14 protein-coding genes, 1 tRNA gene, 1 pseudogene and 1 riboswitch are annotated in these 13,621 nt (G+C 69.2%); of the genes and pseudogenes, 9 read left to right on the forward strand and 7 right to left on the reverse strand.

The features are described from left to right. Positions 1-238 precede the first annotated feature (238 nt). Positions 239-1,498, reverse strand: a complete 1,260-nt coding sequence (locus ACFY8O_RS07235) for a PTS transporter subunit EIIC (protein WP_145801264.1) — start codon at positions 1,496-1,498, stop codon at positions 239-241. A gap of 182 nt (positions 1,499-1,680) precedes the next feature. On the opposite strand from ACFY8O_RS07235, the gene ACFY8O_RS07240 reads away from it, so the two are divergent. From ACFY8O_RS07240 to rdgB, 4 genes are all read left to right on the forward strand, one after another. Beyond that, the gene (locus tag ACFY8O_RS07240; protein ID WP_387899794.1) at positions 1,681-1,953 is read left to right on the forward strand and encodes a glucose PTS transporter subunit EIIB; all 273 of its coding nucleotides are present in this window, start codon (positions 1,681-1,683) and stop codon (positions 1,951-1,953) included. A 368-nt stretch (positions 1,954-2,321) separates the two neighbouring features. After that, positions 2,322-3,059: a ribonuclease PH gene (gene rph, locus ACFY8O_RS07245; protein WP_145801265.1), complete on the forward strand. Its 738-nt coding sequence runs from the start codon at positions 2,322-2,324 to the stop codon at positions 3,057-3,059. A 102-nt stretch (positions 3,060-3,161) separates the two neighbouring features. Next, positions 3,162-3,551, forward strand: a complete 390-nt coding sequence (locus ACFY8O_RS07250; RefSeq protein ID WP_387899796.1) for a hypothetical protein — start codon at positions 3,162-3,164, stop codon at positions 3,549-3,551. 20 nt (positions 3,552-3,571) lie between these two features. Next, positions 3,572-4,174 (forward strand): RdgB/HAM1 family non-canonical purine NTP pyrophosphatase, encoded by a 603-nt coding sequence (rdgB, locus tag ACFY8O_RS07255; RefSeq protein WP_387899798.1) that lies wholly within the window; start codon positions 3,572-3,574, stop codon positions 4,172-4,174. 58 nt (positions 4,175-4,232) lie between these two features. On the opposite strand, the gene ACFY8O_RS07260 is transcribed toward rdgB, so the two are convergent. From ACFY8O_RS07260 to bcp, 5 genes and pseudogenes are all read right to left on the reverse strand, one after another. After that, positions 4,233-4,316 (reverse strand) — tRNA-Leu (locus tag ACFY8O_RS07260). Positions 4,317-4,365: 49 nt separating this feature from the next. After that, a pseudogene (locus ACFY8O_RS07265) lies at positions 4,366-5,034 on the reverse strand (HNH endonuclease). After that, positions 5,031-5,687, reverse strand: coding sequence for an HNH endonuclease (locus ACFY8O_RS07270; RefSeq protein ID WP_387899800.1), 657 nt, complete (start codon positions 5,685-5,687; stop codon positions 5,031-5,033). Before ACFY8O_RS07270 ends, ACFY8O_RS07265 begins: the two are co-directional and overlap by 4 nt. Positions 5,688-5,831: 144 nt before the next feature. Then, positions 5,832-7,328 (reverse strand): glycine betaine/L-proline transporter ProP, encoded by a 1,497-nt coding sequence (proP, locus tag ACFY8O_RS07275; RefSeq protein WP_145801269.1) that lies wholly within the window; start codon positions 7,326-7,328, stop codon positions 5,832-5,834. 131 nt (positions 7,329-7,459) lie between these two features. After that, positions 7,460-7,927 (reverse strand): thioredoxin-dependent thiol peroxidase, encoded by a 468-nt coding sequence (gene bcp, locus ACFY8O_RS07280; RefSeq protein WP_387899802.1) that lies wholly within the window; start codon positions 7,925-7,927, stop codon positions 7,460-7,462. A gap of 129 nt (positions 7,928-8,056) precedes the next feature. On the opposite strand from bcp, the gene ACFY8O_RS07285 reads away from it, so the two are divergent. The 3 genes from ACFY8O_RS07285 to ACFY8O_RS07295 all read left to right on the forward strand — a co-directional run bounded on the left by ACFY8O_RS07285 (position 8,057) and on the right by ACFY8O_RS07295 (position 9,264). Next, positions 8,057-8,377, forward strand: a complete 321-nt coding sequence (locus ACFY8O_RS07285; RefSeq protein ID WP_145801272.1) for a DUF3618 domain-containing protein — start codon at positions 8,057-8,059, stop codon at positions 8,375-8,377. A 76-nt stretch (positions 8,378-8,453) separates the two neighbouring features. Beyond that, positions 8,454-8,789: a GroES family chaperonin gene (locus ACFY8O_RS07290; protein WP_033298980.1), complete on the forward strand. Its 336-nt coding sequence runs from the start codon at positions 8,454-8,456 to the stop codon at positions 8,787-8,789. A gap of 52 nt (positions 8,790-8,841) precedes the next feature. Beyond that, positions 8,842-8,907, forward strand: a riboswitch (guanidine-III (ykkC-III) riboswitch). 36 nt (positions 8,908-8,943) lie between these two features. Further along, positions 8,944-9,264: a DMT family transporter gene (locus ACFY8O_RS07295; protein WP_145801273.1), complete on the forward strand. Its 321-nt coding sequence runs from the start codon at positions 8,944-8,946 to the stop codon at positions 9,262-9,264. A gap of 28 nt (positions 9,265-9,292) precedes the next feature. Here ACFY8O_RS07295 and ACFY8O_RS07300 read toward each other — a convergent pair whose 3' ends face one another. Beyond that, positions 9,293-11,803, reverse strand: coding sequence for a transglycosylase domain-containing protein (locus ACFY8O_RS07300; RefSeq protein ID WP_387899805.1), 2,511 nt, complete (start codon positions 11,801-11,803; stop codon positions 9,293-9,295). A gap of 150 nt (positions 11,804-11,953) precedes the next feature. Between ACFY8O_RS07300 and ACFY8O_RS07305 the strand changes: the two genes are divergently transcribed. Both ACFY8O_RS07305 and ACFY8O_RS07310 read left to right on the forward strand, forming a co-directional pair. Next, positions 11,954-12,754 carry an ABC transporter permease gene (locus tag ACFY8O_RS07305; RefSeq protein ID WP_387901024.1) on the forward strand — a complete coding sequence of 267 codons (801 nt, stop codon included), beginning with the start codon at positions 11,954-11,956 and terminating at the stop codon, positions 12,752-12,754. Then, the gene (locus ACFY8O_RS07310) at positions 12,747-13,619 is read left to right on the forward strand and encodes an ABC transporter permease (protein WP_145801276.1); all 873 of its coding nucleotides are present in this window, start codon (positions 12,747-12,749) and stop codon (positions 13,617-13,619) included. Before ACFY8O_RS07305 ends, ACFY8O_RS07310 begins: the two co-directional genes overlap by 8 nt. Positions 13,620-13,621: the final 2 nt, after the last annotated feature.

Below are 13,621 nucleotides of genomic sequence, written 5' to 3' on the forward strand. Positions count from 1 at the left end.
CAGTTGGCAAGGCGCCGCCAGGGACAGGGGATTGTTTCGAGGGGGCGGCGACTCGAGGAACGCGGCGGCAGAGACGGCCGCGTGGTCTGGACCACTGAGTGGTGTAGACCAGTTTTAGCACGGTGAGGGTTAGATAAGGAACCTTCAATTTGTCCCGTAGTGCCCTCGCCACCCTCGGTGACATGGCAAAGGCCCCCAGACCGTCTGGTCCGGGGGCCGCGCGAAGAGCCTGGCGGCTCTACTTCGTCAGGTCGTCCTCGATCTTCTCCTCCTCCTCGACGGGCTCGCGGCCGGGGGTCTGGAGATTGAACTTCGTGATCGCGAACCGGAAGATCACGTAGTAGATGACGGCGAAGCAGAGCCCGATCGGGATGATCAGCCAGGGTTTGGTGTCCAGATGCCAGTTGACGACGTAGTCGATCAATCCGGCCGAGAAACTGAACCCCGCGTGCACCCCGAAGGCCCAGGTCACCCCCATGGAGACGCCGGTCAGGATCGCGTGCACGCCGTACAGCAGCGGGGCGACGAAGAGGAACGAGAACTCCAGCGGTTCCGTCACCCCGGTGACGAACGACGTCAGCGCCACCGACAGCATCAGGCCGGACACCTCCTTGCGCCGTTCCGGGCGGGCACAGTGGGCGATGGCCAGGGCCGCGGCGGGCAGGCCGAACATCATGATCGGGAAGAAGCCCGAGGTGAACTGCCCCGCCGAGGGGTCCCCGGCGAAGAACCGTGAGATGTCGCCCTGGACCGTGCCGCCGTCGTCGCCGGTGAACTCGCCCGCCTGGAACCAGAAGAAGGTGTTCAGGAACTGGTGCATGCCGATCGGGATCAGCAGCCGGTTCGCGAAACCGAAGATCGCCGCACCCCAGGCGCCCAGATCGATCAGCTGCTTGGCGAACCAGGTCAGAGCGTCGCCCACCGGCTGCCACAGCAGGCCGAACAGCACGCCCAGGACGACGCAGAGGAACGCCATCAGGATCGGGACCAGCCGCCGGCCGTTGAAGAAGCCGAGCCAGTCGACCAGCTTGGTGCGGTGGTAGCGCTGCCAGACCACGGCGGTCAGCAGGCCGATGATGATCCCGCCCAGGACGCCGGGGTTCTGCGGCACCCCGTCCGGCGTCGCCTCGGTCACCGTGTCGTCCACGGGGAAGGCCGCCAGGACGCCCCGGTAGACGAGGAAGCCGACGACGGCGGCGAGTGCGGTCGAGCCGTCCGCCTTCTTCGCGAAGCCGATCGCGACGCCGATGCAGAAGAGCAGTGGGAGGCCCACCTCGCCGTCGAGGATCGCCGTACCGCCGTTGAGCAGGACCTTCGCGAACTTGTCCCAGAAGGCGCCGTGGAGCGAGGAGTCGAAGAGGTTGCCGAGGCTGACGAGGAGGCCCGCGGCGGGCAGTACGGCCACCGGCAGCTGGAGGCTGCGGCCCACCTTCTGCAAGCCCTGGACCGGCCCGTTCCACCACTTCCGCTGCGGTTGTGTCGCCGCGTTCGAACTCATCGGCATCCTCCCGGAACACGCCAGGTTTGGCGGTCGTTGCAAACTGGTGTAGACCAGTTGCGATACGGTGCGGAGCCCGGCCGGAAGGCAGGGCGCCGGTGATCGTCATCATTGGGGACAGCGCGGTTACCCGCCCGTGAAGTTGGGCCAACCGTGCGTTACCGTGACGAAACGGACCCACGGTGGGCCGCCCCACGCACGCAAAGACCAGGGAGAAGGACATGGCCAGCAAGGCTGAGAAGATCGTCGCCGGGCTCGGCGGTATCGAGAACATCGACGAGATCGAAGGCTGCATCACCCGCCTCCGTACCGAGGTCCACGACCCCAGCAAGGTCGACGAAGCCGCGCTCAAGGCCGCCGGAGCCCACGGCGTCGTCAAGATGGGCACCGCGATCCAGGTCGTCATCGGCACCGACGCCGACCCCATCGCCGCCGACATCGAAGACATGATGTGACCGGCTGACCCCGCCGGCCCACCTCAGGTCCGCACGCAGGCCCCGCTCCCCGCACCCCGGCCAGGAGCGGGGCCTGTGCTGCACCTGCCGCCCACCCGCGCCGCCCACCCGCGCCGCGCGCCCGCGCCGCGCGCCCGCGCCGCCCACCCGCGCCGCGCGCCCGCGCCCCCGATGCCCCCGCGCCCCCGTCACCGACCCGCGCGGTGCGTCCCGCGCCCGCATGGCCGGCCCCACGCCCGCGCACACCACCGCGGGCACCCGTGCCGCGCGCCCCGCCATGCACCCGCCGCGCGCCCCGCGATACACCCGCCGTGCACCCGTCATGCACCCGAACGGACCCCGACGCCACAGCCGATAGGCTCGGCCCCATGTCTCGTATCGACGGCCGCACCCCCGAACAGCTCCGCCCCGTCACCATCGAACGCGGATGGAGCAAGCACGCCGAGGGCTCCGTGCTCATCTCCTTCGGCGACACCAAGGTCTTCTGCACCGCCTCCGTCACCGAAGGCGTCCCGCGCTGGCGCAAGGGCAGCGGTGAGGGGTGGGTCACCGCCGAGTACTCCATGCTGCCCCGCTCGACCAACACCCGCGGCGACCGCGAATCCGTACGCGGCAAGATCGGCGGACGCACCCACGAGATCAGCCGCCTCATCGGCCGCTCCCTGCGCGCCGTCATCGACTACAAGGCCCTCGGCGAGAACACCATCGTCCTGGACTGCGACGTCCTCCAGGCCGACGGCGGAACCCGCACCGCCGCCATCACCGGCGCCTACGTCGCCCTCGCGGACGCCGTCGCCTGGGCCCAGGGCAAGAAGATCATCAAGCACGGCCGCAAGCCGCTCACCGGCACCGTCGCCGCGATCAGCGTGGGCATCGTCGACGGAACCCCCCTCCTCGACCTCTGCTACGAGGAGGACGTGCGCGCCGAGACCGACATGAACGTCGTCTGCACCGGGGACGGCCGCTTCGTCGAGGTCCAGGGCACCGCCGAGGCCGAGCCCTTCGACCGCACCGAGCTCAACGCCCTCCTCGACCTCGCCACCGCCGGCTGCGCCGACCTGGCCAAGCTCCAGGAAGCGGCGCTCGCCCGCACACTCGGCGAGTAAAGAAGCAACCACATACGCAGCGCACAGCGTCGTGATGAGTACGGGCGCACGGGTCGAACCGTGCGTCCGTCCACGTATCCGCCCCCGGGGAGGGACCGCACCATGGCCTCGCGCCGCCACCACCGCACCGCACTCGCCGTCACGGCCACCCTGCTGACCCTCACCGCAGCCGTCGGCTGTGGCGCCGTGGACAAGGCCCTGGACTGCGTCCGCACCGCCGACGCCATCGCCACCAGCGTCGACAACCTCCAGCAGGCCATATCCACCGCCTCCGACGACCCGACGCAGGCGACCGAGGCCCTGGACCAGATCGACAAGGAACTCGACAACCTCGGCGACACCACGGACAACGCCGACCTGGGCAAGGCCGTCGACGACCTCCAGGCCGGCGTCACCAACGTCCGCGACTCCATCGAGAAGGGCGACGCGACGCCCGACATCACCCCGGTCACCGACGCCGCCACGGAGATCGGCAAGGTCTGCACCCCGTAGCAGGCAGCGATAATCGACGCATGACGCGTCTGATCCTCGCCACCCGCAACGCCGGGAAAATCACCGAACTGCACGCGATCCTCGCCGACGCGGGTCTCACCCACGACCTCGTCGGCGCGGACGCGTACCCCGACATCCCCGACGTCAAGGAGACCGGCGTCACCTTCGCCGAGAACGCCCTCCTCAAGGCCCACGCCCTGGCCCGGGCCACCGGCCACCCCGCGATCGCCGACGACAGCGGCCTCTGTGTCGACGTACTCGGCGGGGCCCCCGGCATCTTCTCGGCCCGCTGGGCCGGAGCCCACGGCAACGACAAGGCCAACCTGGATCTGCTGCTCGCCCAGCTCGGCGACATCTCCGACCCGCACCGCAGGGCCTACTTCGCCTGCGCCGCGGCCCTGGCTCTCCCCGACGGCACGGAACGCGTGGTCGAGGGCCGCCTCGAAGGCACCCTGCGCCACGCCCCGGCCGGCGGCTACGGCTTCGGCTACGACCCGATCCTCCAGCCGGAGGGCGAGACCCGGACCTGCGCGGAGCTGACCCCCGCGGAGAAGAACGCGATCAGCCACCGCGGCAAGGCGTTCCGGGCGCTGGTGCCGGTGGTGCGGGAACTGGTGGGGTGAGCCACGCAGCACGGCAACGACCTGCGAATCGAACCCTCGATTCGCAGGTCGTTTGTCGTGCGGCGGAAGGGATTCGAACCCTCAAGCCGTTTCACGGGCCACAGATCCTAAGTCTGCTGTGTCGCCATTGCACCACCGCCGCTAGCCGCCTGTCATCGTACCGGGCGGGCTGTGGAGGTGGTAAGCGAGTATCAACGGTGCACCGTCCGGTGTCCGCCCCCTCGGCACCACGTGGTCGTGATCGCGTGGCAGTTCGGGCACAGTAGCCGCAGGTTTTCGGCGCGGTCATCGCTCCAGTCACCGTTGATGTGGTCGATCTCCAGGGTGATCGGAAATCCACGCCAGACCGGATCCGTGCCGCACCCGTCACACTGCTCGGGCACACCGATCTCGGAGAGGGCTCGACGCAACAGCCCGGTCCTCGTGCGGCGTCTGCCTTCGTGCTTGACCAGCAGATCCTCCGGGCGCCTGGTAGGCGTCGGGGCGGGCCTACCGCGCTGGTGTGCCTGGCCCAGGAAGTGGGACGTCGTCATTCCTTCTTACGCGATCCAATGGCGTAGGAGCTTTCGTTGATGACTGTTGTCCCTGCGACCGAGCATGCGCAGCAACTCCGCCAAGGAGTTGGAGCTTGCCACAGCCTCGCCGAGCCTGGCCCGGGTCGGACGTGAGGCGACCGTGTCGGAACCGCGGTGGTCGAAGTGGGAGACGTCGATTCCGTAGTGGCCGAACCGGCGTAGCAGATAGCGGCGGAGTTGCCGGCGCGGATGAGTGCCGAAGAAGGCTATGACGTCGTCGATGTTCGAGCAGCGTGCCGCAGCTTCGATCAGCCGCTCACGGGTGTAGTGCTTGCGCTCGGTCATCGACTGGCGCGCCCGGAGCGGCGTCCCTTGCCGCGACCGCGATATGTGTCGGTGGTCGAGTGGCAGTTGGGGCACAGGAGTCGCAGATTCTGCAGACGGTTGTCGCGCCAGATCCCGTTGATGTGGTCCACCTCGAGCGGCAGTGGGAGACCTTGCCAGATCGGTTCCGTCCCGCACAGGGCGCACCGCTCCACGACGCCGAGTTCCGACATGGCCGCCTTGAGTCGGACGCCGGGAATGCGACGAGCGTGCGGTGTCGCGTCTTCCACCAGCAACTCCTCGGGAGTGCGGCGACGCTGCTTCATTCCAGCCCTGGAAGGCCGAGTGAAGTGCGAGGTGTCGATGCCGTAGGCCCTGATGCGGCGGGTGATGTTCGTGTGGTGGCCCCCCACCGCTTCGAGGCCGAGGCGATGGAGTACCTCGTACACGCTGTTCGACACTGCCACCACTGGTTCGAGGATGTCCCTGGTCCACCGAGCACCCTCACGCTCGAAGTGGCCGGTGCTGATGCCCATCTGCTTCATGCGGTCGAGGAGATATCGCCGCGACGAGCTCTTCGGGTCCACCCCGAGCTTCGTCAGCGCCTCCGAAAGTGTCCGTGACAGCGAGGCCGCTTCCATGAGGCGCTCTCGCGTGTACGGGCTTACCGGCATGTCCCCCTCCGCATCCGGCCGCGCGTTCGCGGCCTCGTACGGAGCAACGAACCGTTAATCGGATGGTCACGTCCGCAATGCGATGAGATGTGGAAGGGCCCGTACCGCTTCGTGGCGATACGGGCCCTTCCTGGGGGACGGGGTTCAGAACTTCGGGTCCGGGCTCTGGGCGTGGACCAGTTCCGCCGCTTCCTCCTCCGTCTCGACCGAGGGCGGCGAGCCGGCCAGCGGCTTGTTCGCGGTCTCCTTCATGCAGGCCACCGCGATCACGCCGACCAGCGCCGCCGCCATCGCGTAGTACGCCGGCATCAGGTTCGAGCCGCTCCAGCTGATCAGGGCGGTGATCACCAGCGGGGTCGTACCGCCGAAGATCGAGGCCGAGAGGTTGTAGCCGACCGACAGGGACCCGTAGCGGACGTTCGTCGGGAAGAGTGCCGGGAGCGCGGCGGACATGGTGCCCAGCATGCAGACCAGGGAGAGGCCCAGCATCAGCATGCCGATGATGATCGCCGGGATGCTGCCCTGGCGGATCAGCAGGAAGGCCGGCAGCGACAGGAACAGGAAGCCGAGCATGCCCGCCATCAGCAGGGGCTTACGGCCGAAGCGGTCGGAGAGCTTCCCGAACCGGCTGATGATCAGCATCAGGAACACCATGACGCCGAGCAGGATGAGCAGCCCGTGGGTCTCGCTGTAGCCGAGCTCGTCGGAGAGGTACGTCGGCATGTACGAGAGCAGCATGTAGTCGGCGATGTTGTACGCGCCGACCAGGGCGATGCAGAGGATGAGCGTCGGCCAGTACTGGCGGAAGATCTTGGCGAGGTCGCCCTTGGCCGTGGACTCGACGTGGTCGGCGGCTTCGGTGGCGTGGGCGGTGCCGCCCTCCAGCTTCTGGAAGGCGGGGGTCTCGTCGAGACGGAGTCGCAGGTAGAGGCCTACGAGGCCGAGGGGTCCGGCGACGAGGAACGGGATGCGCCAGCCCCAGGACTCCATCTGGGGGTCGTCCAGGAGGGCGTAGAGCAGGGTGACGAGTCCGGCGGCGCCGACGTATCCGGCGAGCGTGCCGAATTCGAGGAAGCTGCCGAAGAAACCGCGGCGCTTGTCGGGGGCGTACTCGGCGATGAAGGTGGACGCGCCGCCGTACTCACCGCCGGTGGAGAAGCCCTGGAGCATCCGGAAGAAGATGAGGAGGACCGCGGCCCATACGCCGATGGTGTCGTGGGAGGGGATGAGTCCGATCGCGAAGGTGCCGATCGCCATGAGGATCATGGTGAGGGCGAGGACCTTCTTGCGGCCGATCTTGTCGCCCATGGGGCCGAAGAACATGCCGCCGAGGGGCCGGACGAGGAAGGCCACGGCGAAGGTCGCGAACGACGAGAGGAGCTGGGTGGTGTCGTTCCCGGAGGGAAAGAACACGTGTCCGATGGTGACGGCCAGGTAGGAGTAGATACCGAAGTCGAACCACTCCATGGCGTTACCGAGTGACGCCGCCTTCACCGCACGCTTGACCGCCTGGTCGTCGGTGACGGTGATGTCGGTCCGGCGGAGGCGGGGGTTCTGGCGTTTTCTGATGGCCCGGAAGAGCGCGGGATGGCGCTTGACCGCTTCGGGGTCGGCCGCCTGGTGGGGGTCGGAGGCCGCCATGGCCGGGTCCTTTCGTCGAACGGTGTTCCAGGAAAGGCTTCTGCGCGGTCATGGCGTTTGCAAACCGGATCGATCGGCGAATGCGATCTCGCTCACATCATATTTCGGCCAGGACCCCCACGAATCCGGACTCAGACGGCGAGGTCCTTGAGGATCTTGGCCACGTGGCCGGTGGCCTTGACGTTGTAGAAGGCCCGCTCCACCTTGCCCTCTTCGTCGACGACGATCGTGGAGCGGATGACGCCCGTCACCACTTTGCCGTAGAGCTTCTTCTCGCCGTACGCGCCGTACGCCTCCAGGGTTTCCTTGGACGGGTCGCCGACCAGGGTGACCTTGAGGTTCTCCTTCTCGCGGAACTTGGCGAGCTTCTCCGGCTTGTCGGGCGACACGCCGATGACGTCGTATCCGGCTGCGGCGAGGACGTCGAGGTTGTCGGTGAAGTCGCAGGCCTGCTTGGTGCATCCGGGGGTAAGAGCGGCGGGGTAGAAGTACACGATGACCTTGCGGCCCTTGTGGTCCGCGAGCGAGACCTCTTTCCCGTCGGCGTCCGGAAGGGTGAAGGCGGGGGCGGTGTCGCCGGTCTGCAGTCGCTCGCTCATGTCTCTCCTCGAGTGGCGCACGGGGTGTGTGGCACCGAGCGTAATAGGGGGTGCCGCCGGGTGGAGGAGCGGCCGAGCTGACAGACTGTCGATGAAGGTTTACCCGACGACGACCACGGAGGCGGCGCAGTGTCGGATACCAGGACCCCTGCGCAGATCGAGGCGGACATCATCAGCAGGCGTGCGCAGCTTGCGGTGGTGCTGGACGAGATCGGGGTGCGGGTGCACCCGAAGACGATGATCGGTGACGCGAAGGCCAGGATGGCGTCGACGGTGGACCGGACGGCCGGGCGTGCGTTCGTCGCGGTGAACCGGTCGGTGTCGGACGTGAAGGCGCAGTTCGTGGCCGAGGACGGTTCGCCGCGGCTGGCGAGGGTGATTCCTGCGGCGGTGGTGGTGGCCGGAGCGGTGGCCCTGCTGACGGTTTCGGTGCGGGGCAGGAAGCGCTGAGAGCGGTTCCGGTGCGGGCCTGGGGCGTGTCCGGTGTCCTGGGGCAGGTAGGTTTCGGGTCGTGAGCGACAACGGCATGAGCAACACCGACGACAAGCTGCCGATCCGGATGCTGCACGATCGTGTGCTGGTCCGGTCCGATTCGCCGGAGGGCGAGCGGCGGTCGGGCGGCGGCATCCTGATCCCGGCGACGGCTGCGGTCGGCCGGCGGCTGGCGTGGGCCGCGGTGGTCGCGGTCGGGCAGAACGTGCGGACCGTGGAGCCGGGCGACCGGGTGCTGTACGACCCGGAGGACCGGGCCGAGGTCGAGGTGCGCGGCGTGGCGTACGTGCTGATGCGTGAGCGGGATCTGCACGCGGTGGCGGCGGACCGCTTCGAGGGTTCGGTGGACTCGACCGGGCTGTATCTGTAGGCGGAGTGGGCGAGAGGGCCCGGTGACGGTTGTCACCGGGCCCTCTCGCTGTTTGTTGCTACGGTGGTGTGACCCCGACGAGACGCGCCGTACCGGGTTTCCGCAAAGACGACGCACCCGTGTTGTTCGCGTGTTTCGTCGTGGAGGTGCTGTCGTGGCGTGGGTTCTGCTGGTCGTGGCCGGTCTGCTGGAGGTCGGCTGGTCGATCGGGATGAAGTACACGGAGGGGTTCACCCGGCTGTGGCCGAGTGTGTTCACCGGTCTGGGGATCGTGACCAGCATGGTGTTGCTGTCGCAAGCGGCGAAGACTCTGCCGATCGGTACGGCGTACGGGGTGTGGGTCGGGATCGGTGCGGCGGGTGCGGCGGTGCTGGGGATGGTGGTGCTGAACGAGCCGGTGACGGCCGCCCGTATCTTCTTCGTCTGTCTGCTGCTGGTGGCCGTGGTGGGTCTGAAGGCGACATCGGGGCACTGAGCGTGGTCCGCCCCGTTCGGGGCGGTGCTCAGGGGTGGGCCGGGAGGAGCGCGGGCGCCGCGTTCCCGGCCCGCTCGTCCTCGGTCCGCCTGTTCTCGTCCGGGTCGTCCTCGGGCCGGCCGTCTTCGGTCCGTGCGCCGCTCCCGTCCCGGCCGCTTCGGTGAGCGCCGGCCCCGTCGCCGCCGGGGCGGCCTTCGCCGGTGGCGGGGCTTTGCCCGGTCGTGGGGCGGGCGGGTGCGCCGGCGTGGGTGGCGGCGCCGGGGTGCCGGGGTGCGCCGGCGGCGTCCGGGGTGCGTGACCGGGGGCCGTCCTGGTCCTGCGGGGAGTCCTCCCGGGAGTTCTCGCGGCCTGGCGGGTCGTCGCTCTCCCCGGTGTCCTCGGTGTCACCCCCTTCCGCTTCCTCCGTCCCGTCCTCCTCTCCCGGGCTCTCGTCGGGGTCGGGTTCCTCGGGGCCTTCGTCGGCCTCCAGCTCGAACGCCCGCACGGGGCTGCCTTCCAGGGCGGCCCGGGTGTAGGCGGCCCAGGTCTGGGCCGGGGCGCCGCCGCCGTTCATGCGGGCCAGGCCGAGGGCTCCGTAGAGGGGTTTCTGGACTCCGGTGTCGGGGTCCTGGCCCATCACCGCGATGACGGTGGCGAGGTCGGGGGTGTAGCCGGCGAACCACGCGGCCCTGTCCTCCTCGGCGGTGCCCGTCTTGCCCGCTGCGGGGCGGCCCGCGCCCAGGGCCGCGGTTCCGGTGCCGCCGTCGACGACGCTGCGCAGGACGGAGGTGGTGGTGTCGGCGGCTTCGCGGCTGACGGCCTGCCGGGTGGTCCTGGCGGGGAGGTCCAGTTCGCTGCCGTCCTTGCTGATCTTGGCGACGAGCGTGTAGGGGCGCTGTCTGCCGTGGTCGGCGAGGGTGGCGTAGGCGGAGGCCATGTCGACGGCGCTGGCGGTGGCGGGGCCGAGGGCGATGGAGGGGGAGGCCGTGAGGTCGGGGGTGTCCTTGGGGATGCCGAGGGCGATCGCGGTGTCCTTGACCTCCTGCGGGCCGACGTCCTGGGCCATCTGGGCGTACACGGCGTTGACGGATTTGTCGGTGGCCTCGCGGACGGTGATGGAGCCGTAGTCGACGTCGTCCTCGTTGGCGGGGGAGTAGCCGGTGGAGCCGGTGGAGCTCTGGACGGTGCGTTCGTTCGTGCCGTCGTAGCGGGTGTTGGGGGTGATGGGCCGGTCCTTCTGGGTGGTGGACCCGTTGGCGAGGGCGGCGGCGAGGACGAACGGCTTGAAGGTGGATCCGACCTGGTAGTCGCGCCGGGTCGCGTTGTTGACGAACTGCTCGGTGTAGTCGACGCCTCCGTAGAGGGCGACGACGTGGCCGGTGGCGGGGTCGACGGAGGCGCCTCCCGCGCGGACGTTGCGGTCGGCCGGGCGGTCGTCGCTGGTCTTGGACAGCACGTTGTCCTTGACGGCTTCGACGAGGGCGTCCTGCTTCTTCCGCTGGAGCGTGGTGGTGATGCGGTAGCCGCCGGTGGCGAGGGTGTCCGCATCGATGATCTTGTTGGCGGCGAGGTAGGCCTCGACCGCCTGGACGATGTAGCCGCGCTGGCCGGAGAGTGCGGTGGCGGGCTTGGCCTTGTCCGGGACGGGGAAGGTCATCGCGTCGCGGTCGGCGGCACTGAGCCAGTCGTGCTCGACCATGCCGTCGAGCACGTAGTCCCAGCGGGCGAGGACGGCCTTCTTGTTCTCGGGGTGGGCGACGACGTCGTACGAGCTGGGGGCGTTGAGCAGGGAGGCGAGGTAGGCGCCCTGGCCGGTGTCGAGGTCTTCGACGTCCTTGCCGTAGTAGGCGTGGGAGGCGGCCTGGATGCCGTAGGCGTTGCGCCCGAAGTAGCTGGTGTTGAGGTAGCCCTGGAGGATCTCGTCCTTGCTCTTCTCGCGGTCGAGCTTGATGGAGATGAAGAACTCCTTGGCCTTGCGGATGACGGTCTGTTCCTGGCCGAGGTAGTAGTTCTTGACGTACTGCTGGGTGATGGTGGAACCGCCCTGCCTGCCCTTGCCGGTGACGGTGTTCCAGCCGGCGCGGAGGGTGGCCTTGATGTCGATGGCGTCCTCGGAGTAGAAGTCCCGGTCCTCGGCGGCGAGCACGGCGTGCTGGATGGGCCGCGGGATGCGGTCCAGCGGGATCTTCTCGCGGTTGATCTCGCCGTCCCGGGCGATGACCGTCTTCCCGTCCGCGTACACGTAGACGTTGGCCTGCGCGGTCGCGGCGGCGTTGGCGGCGGGGATGTCGATGAGCTGGTAGCCCGCGATGAAGCCGCCGACGAGGAGGAGGGCGAGGAGAAGGACCCCGCCCAGGACCATGCGCCAGGTGGGGATGATCCGTCGCCAGCCGGTGCGCTTGGGCCGCTTGGGGCGCCCCGCGCGCCCCTTGGCGTCCGTTGCGCCGTTCGTGCGCTGGGGGTCGGAGGTGGCGGCCGCGGTCGAGGGATCCCGGGGGGCCCAGCCTTGGGAGGGCTGCTGACCAGGGTCTCCGCCGTGCTGCGGTGGCTCGTGGTTCATGAGTGGGAGGCTCCTCGACTGCGGACGATTATCCCATAGTGCACTTTTCGGACGGATAACCCTCGGAACCACCGCGGCGGAAATGGGGTCGCGGCGCCGAGGAGCCGTCCGCTAGGGTCGTGCGCTTTGGGCCAGGAGAGGGGGGGCGGGGTGCGGCTCTACGCCGTCGTGGCGGTTGGGGGATTCCGGCGGCACGCCACGTACCGGGTGGCCACGCTCGCGGGGGTGTTCACCAACACCGTCTTCGGTTTCATCATGGCGTACACCTACACCGCCCTGTGGGACGAGCGTCCGCACCTGGGCGGGTACGACATGTCGCAGGCGCTGACCTATGTGTGGCTGGGTCAGGCCCTGCTGATGACCTGCGCGATGATGGGCGGCGGCTTCGAGGACGAGCTGATGGAGCGGATCCGTACGGGCGACATCGCGGTCGATCTGTACCGGCCCGCCGATCTGCAGCTGTGGTGGCTGGCCGGGGACCTGGGCCGGGCCGCGTTCCATCTGCTGGGGCGCGGGATCGTGCCGATGGTGCTGGGCGCGATGGCCTTCGATCTGGCGCTGCCGGGCTCGCCGTGGACCTGGCTCGCCTTCCTGGTGTCGGTGGCGCTGGGCGTGGTCGTGAGCTTCGCCGTGCGTTTCCTGGTGGCGCTGTCGGCCTTCTGGCTGATGGACGGGGCGGGGGCGATGCAGATCGCCTGGCTGGCCGGACTGTTCTTCTCGGGGATGCTGCTGCCGCTGAACCTGTTCCCCGGTGTGCTCGGTGACGTGGCCCGCGCGCTGCCGTGGTCGTCCCTGTTGCAGGTGCCGGCCGACGTGTTCCTCGGTACGCGCACGGGCTGGGACCTGGCGGGGGCGTACGCCTTCCAGGCCGGCTGGGCGGTGGTGCTGCTGCTCGCGGGACGGCTCCTCCAGTCGGTGGCGACCAGGAGGGTGGTGGTCCAGGGTGGCTGAGGTCCGGGTGGAGCGTGCCGTCGCGGCGGAGCCGGGGATCGCGTTCGCCGAGCGGTCGCGGCTGGTCGAGGGGGTGCGGGCGTACGGGCTGATCGTGGCGATGTGGCTGCGCTCGACGATGGCCTACCGCGCGTCGTTCGTGATGACGGCCGTGGGCAACTTCGTCGCGACGGGCTTCGACTTCGTCACGATCATGCTGATGTTCACGCACGTCGACGTGCTGGGCGGCTTCACCCTGCCGGAGGTCGCGCTGCTGTACGGGACGTCGGCGACGGCGTTCGGGCTGGCCGACCTGGTGCTGGGGTCCATGGACCGGCTGGGGCGGCGGGTGCGGGACGGGACGCTGGACACCCTGCTGGTGCGGCCGGTGCCGGTGCTGGCGCAGGTGGCCGCCGACCGGTTCGCGCTGCGGAGGCTCGGGCGGATCACGCAGGGGCTGCTGGTGCTGGGCTACGCGCTGATGGTGCTGGACATCGGGTGGACGCCGCTGAAGGTCGCGATGCTGCCGATGATGGTGCTGAGCGGGGCGGCCGTCTTCGGGGCGGTGTTCGTGGTGGGGGCGGCGTTCCAGTTCTTCGCCCAGGACGCCTCCGAGGTGCAGAACGCGTTCACGTACGGCGGGACGACGCTGTTGCAGTATCCGCCGTCGGTGTTCGCGAAGGACCTGGTGCGGGGGGTGACCTTCGTGGTGCCGCTGGCGTTCGTGAGCTGGCTGCCGGCGTTGTACGTGCTGGGCCGGGACTATCCGCTGGACCTGCCGCGCTGGGTGGCGTTCCTGCCGCCGCTGGTGGCGGCGGGGTGCTGGGTGCTCGCGGGACTGGCGTGGCGGGTGGGGCTGCGGTCCTACCGCAGTACGGGAAGCTGAGG

This window comes from Streptomyces argenteolus (assembly GCF_042902585.1).
Taxonomy (GTDB): Bacteria; Actinomycetota; Actinomycetes; order Streptomycetales; family Streptomycetaceae; genus Streptomyces; species Streptomyces argenteolus.

Bases quoted from the DNA above. Each gene is read 5' to 3' on its own strand.
- ACFY8O_RS07235 (WP_145801264.1), bottom strand. From the start codon at position 1,498: ATGAGTTCGAACGCGGCGACACAACCGCAGCGGAAGTGGTGGAACGGG.
- rph (WP_145801265.1), top strand. From the start codon at position 2,322: ATGTCTCGTATCGACGGCCGCACCCCCGAACAGCTCCGCCCCGTCACC.
- ACFY8O_RS07250 (WP_387899796.1), top strand. From the start codon at position 3,162: ATGGCCTCGCGCCGCCACCACCGCACCGCACTCGCCGTCACGGCCACC.
- rdgB (WP_387899798.1), top strand. From the start codon at position 3,572: ATGACGCGTCTGATCCTCGCCACCCGCAACGCCGGGAAAATCACCGAA.
- ACFY8O_RS07270 (WP_387899800.1), bottom strand. From the start codon at position 5,687: ATGCCGGTAAGCCCGTACACGCGAGAGCGCCTCATGGAAGCGGCCTCG.
- proP (WP_145801269.1), bottom strand. From the start codon at position 7,328: ATGGCGGCCTCCGACCCCCACCAGGCGGCCGACCCCGAAGCGGTCAAG.
- bcp (WP_387899802.1), bottom strand. From the start codon at position 7,927: ATGAGCGAGCGACTGCAGACCGGCGACACCGCCCCCGCCTTCACCCTT.
- ACFY8O_RS07290 (WP_033298980.1), top strand. From the start codon at position 8,454: ATGAGCAACACCGACGACAAGCTGCCGATCCGGATGCTGCACGATCGT.
- ACFY8O_RS07300 (WP_387899805.1), bottom strand. From the start codon at position 11,803: ATGAACCACGAGCCACCGCAGCACGGCGGAGACCCTGGTCAGCAGCCC.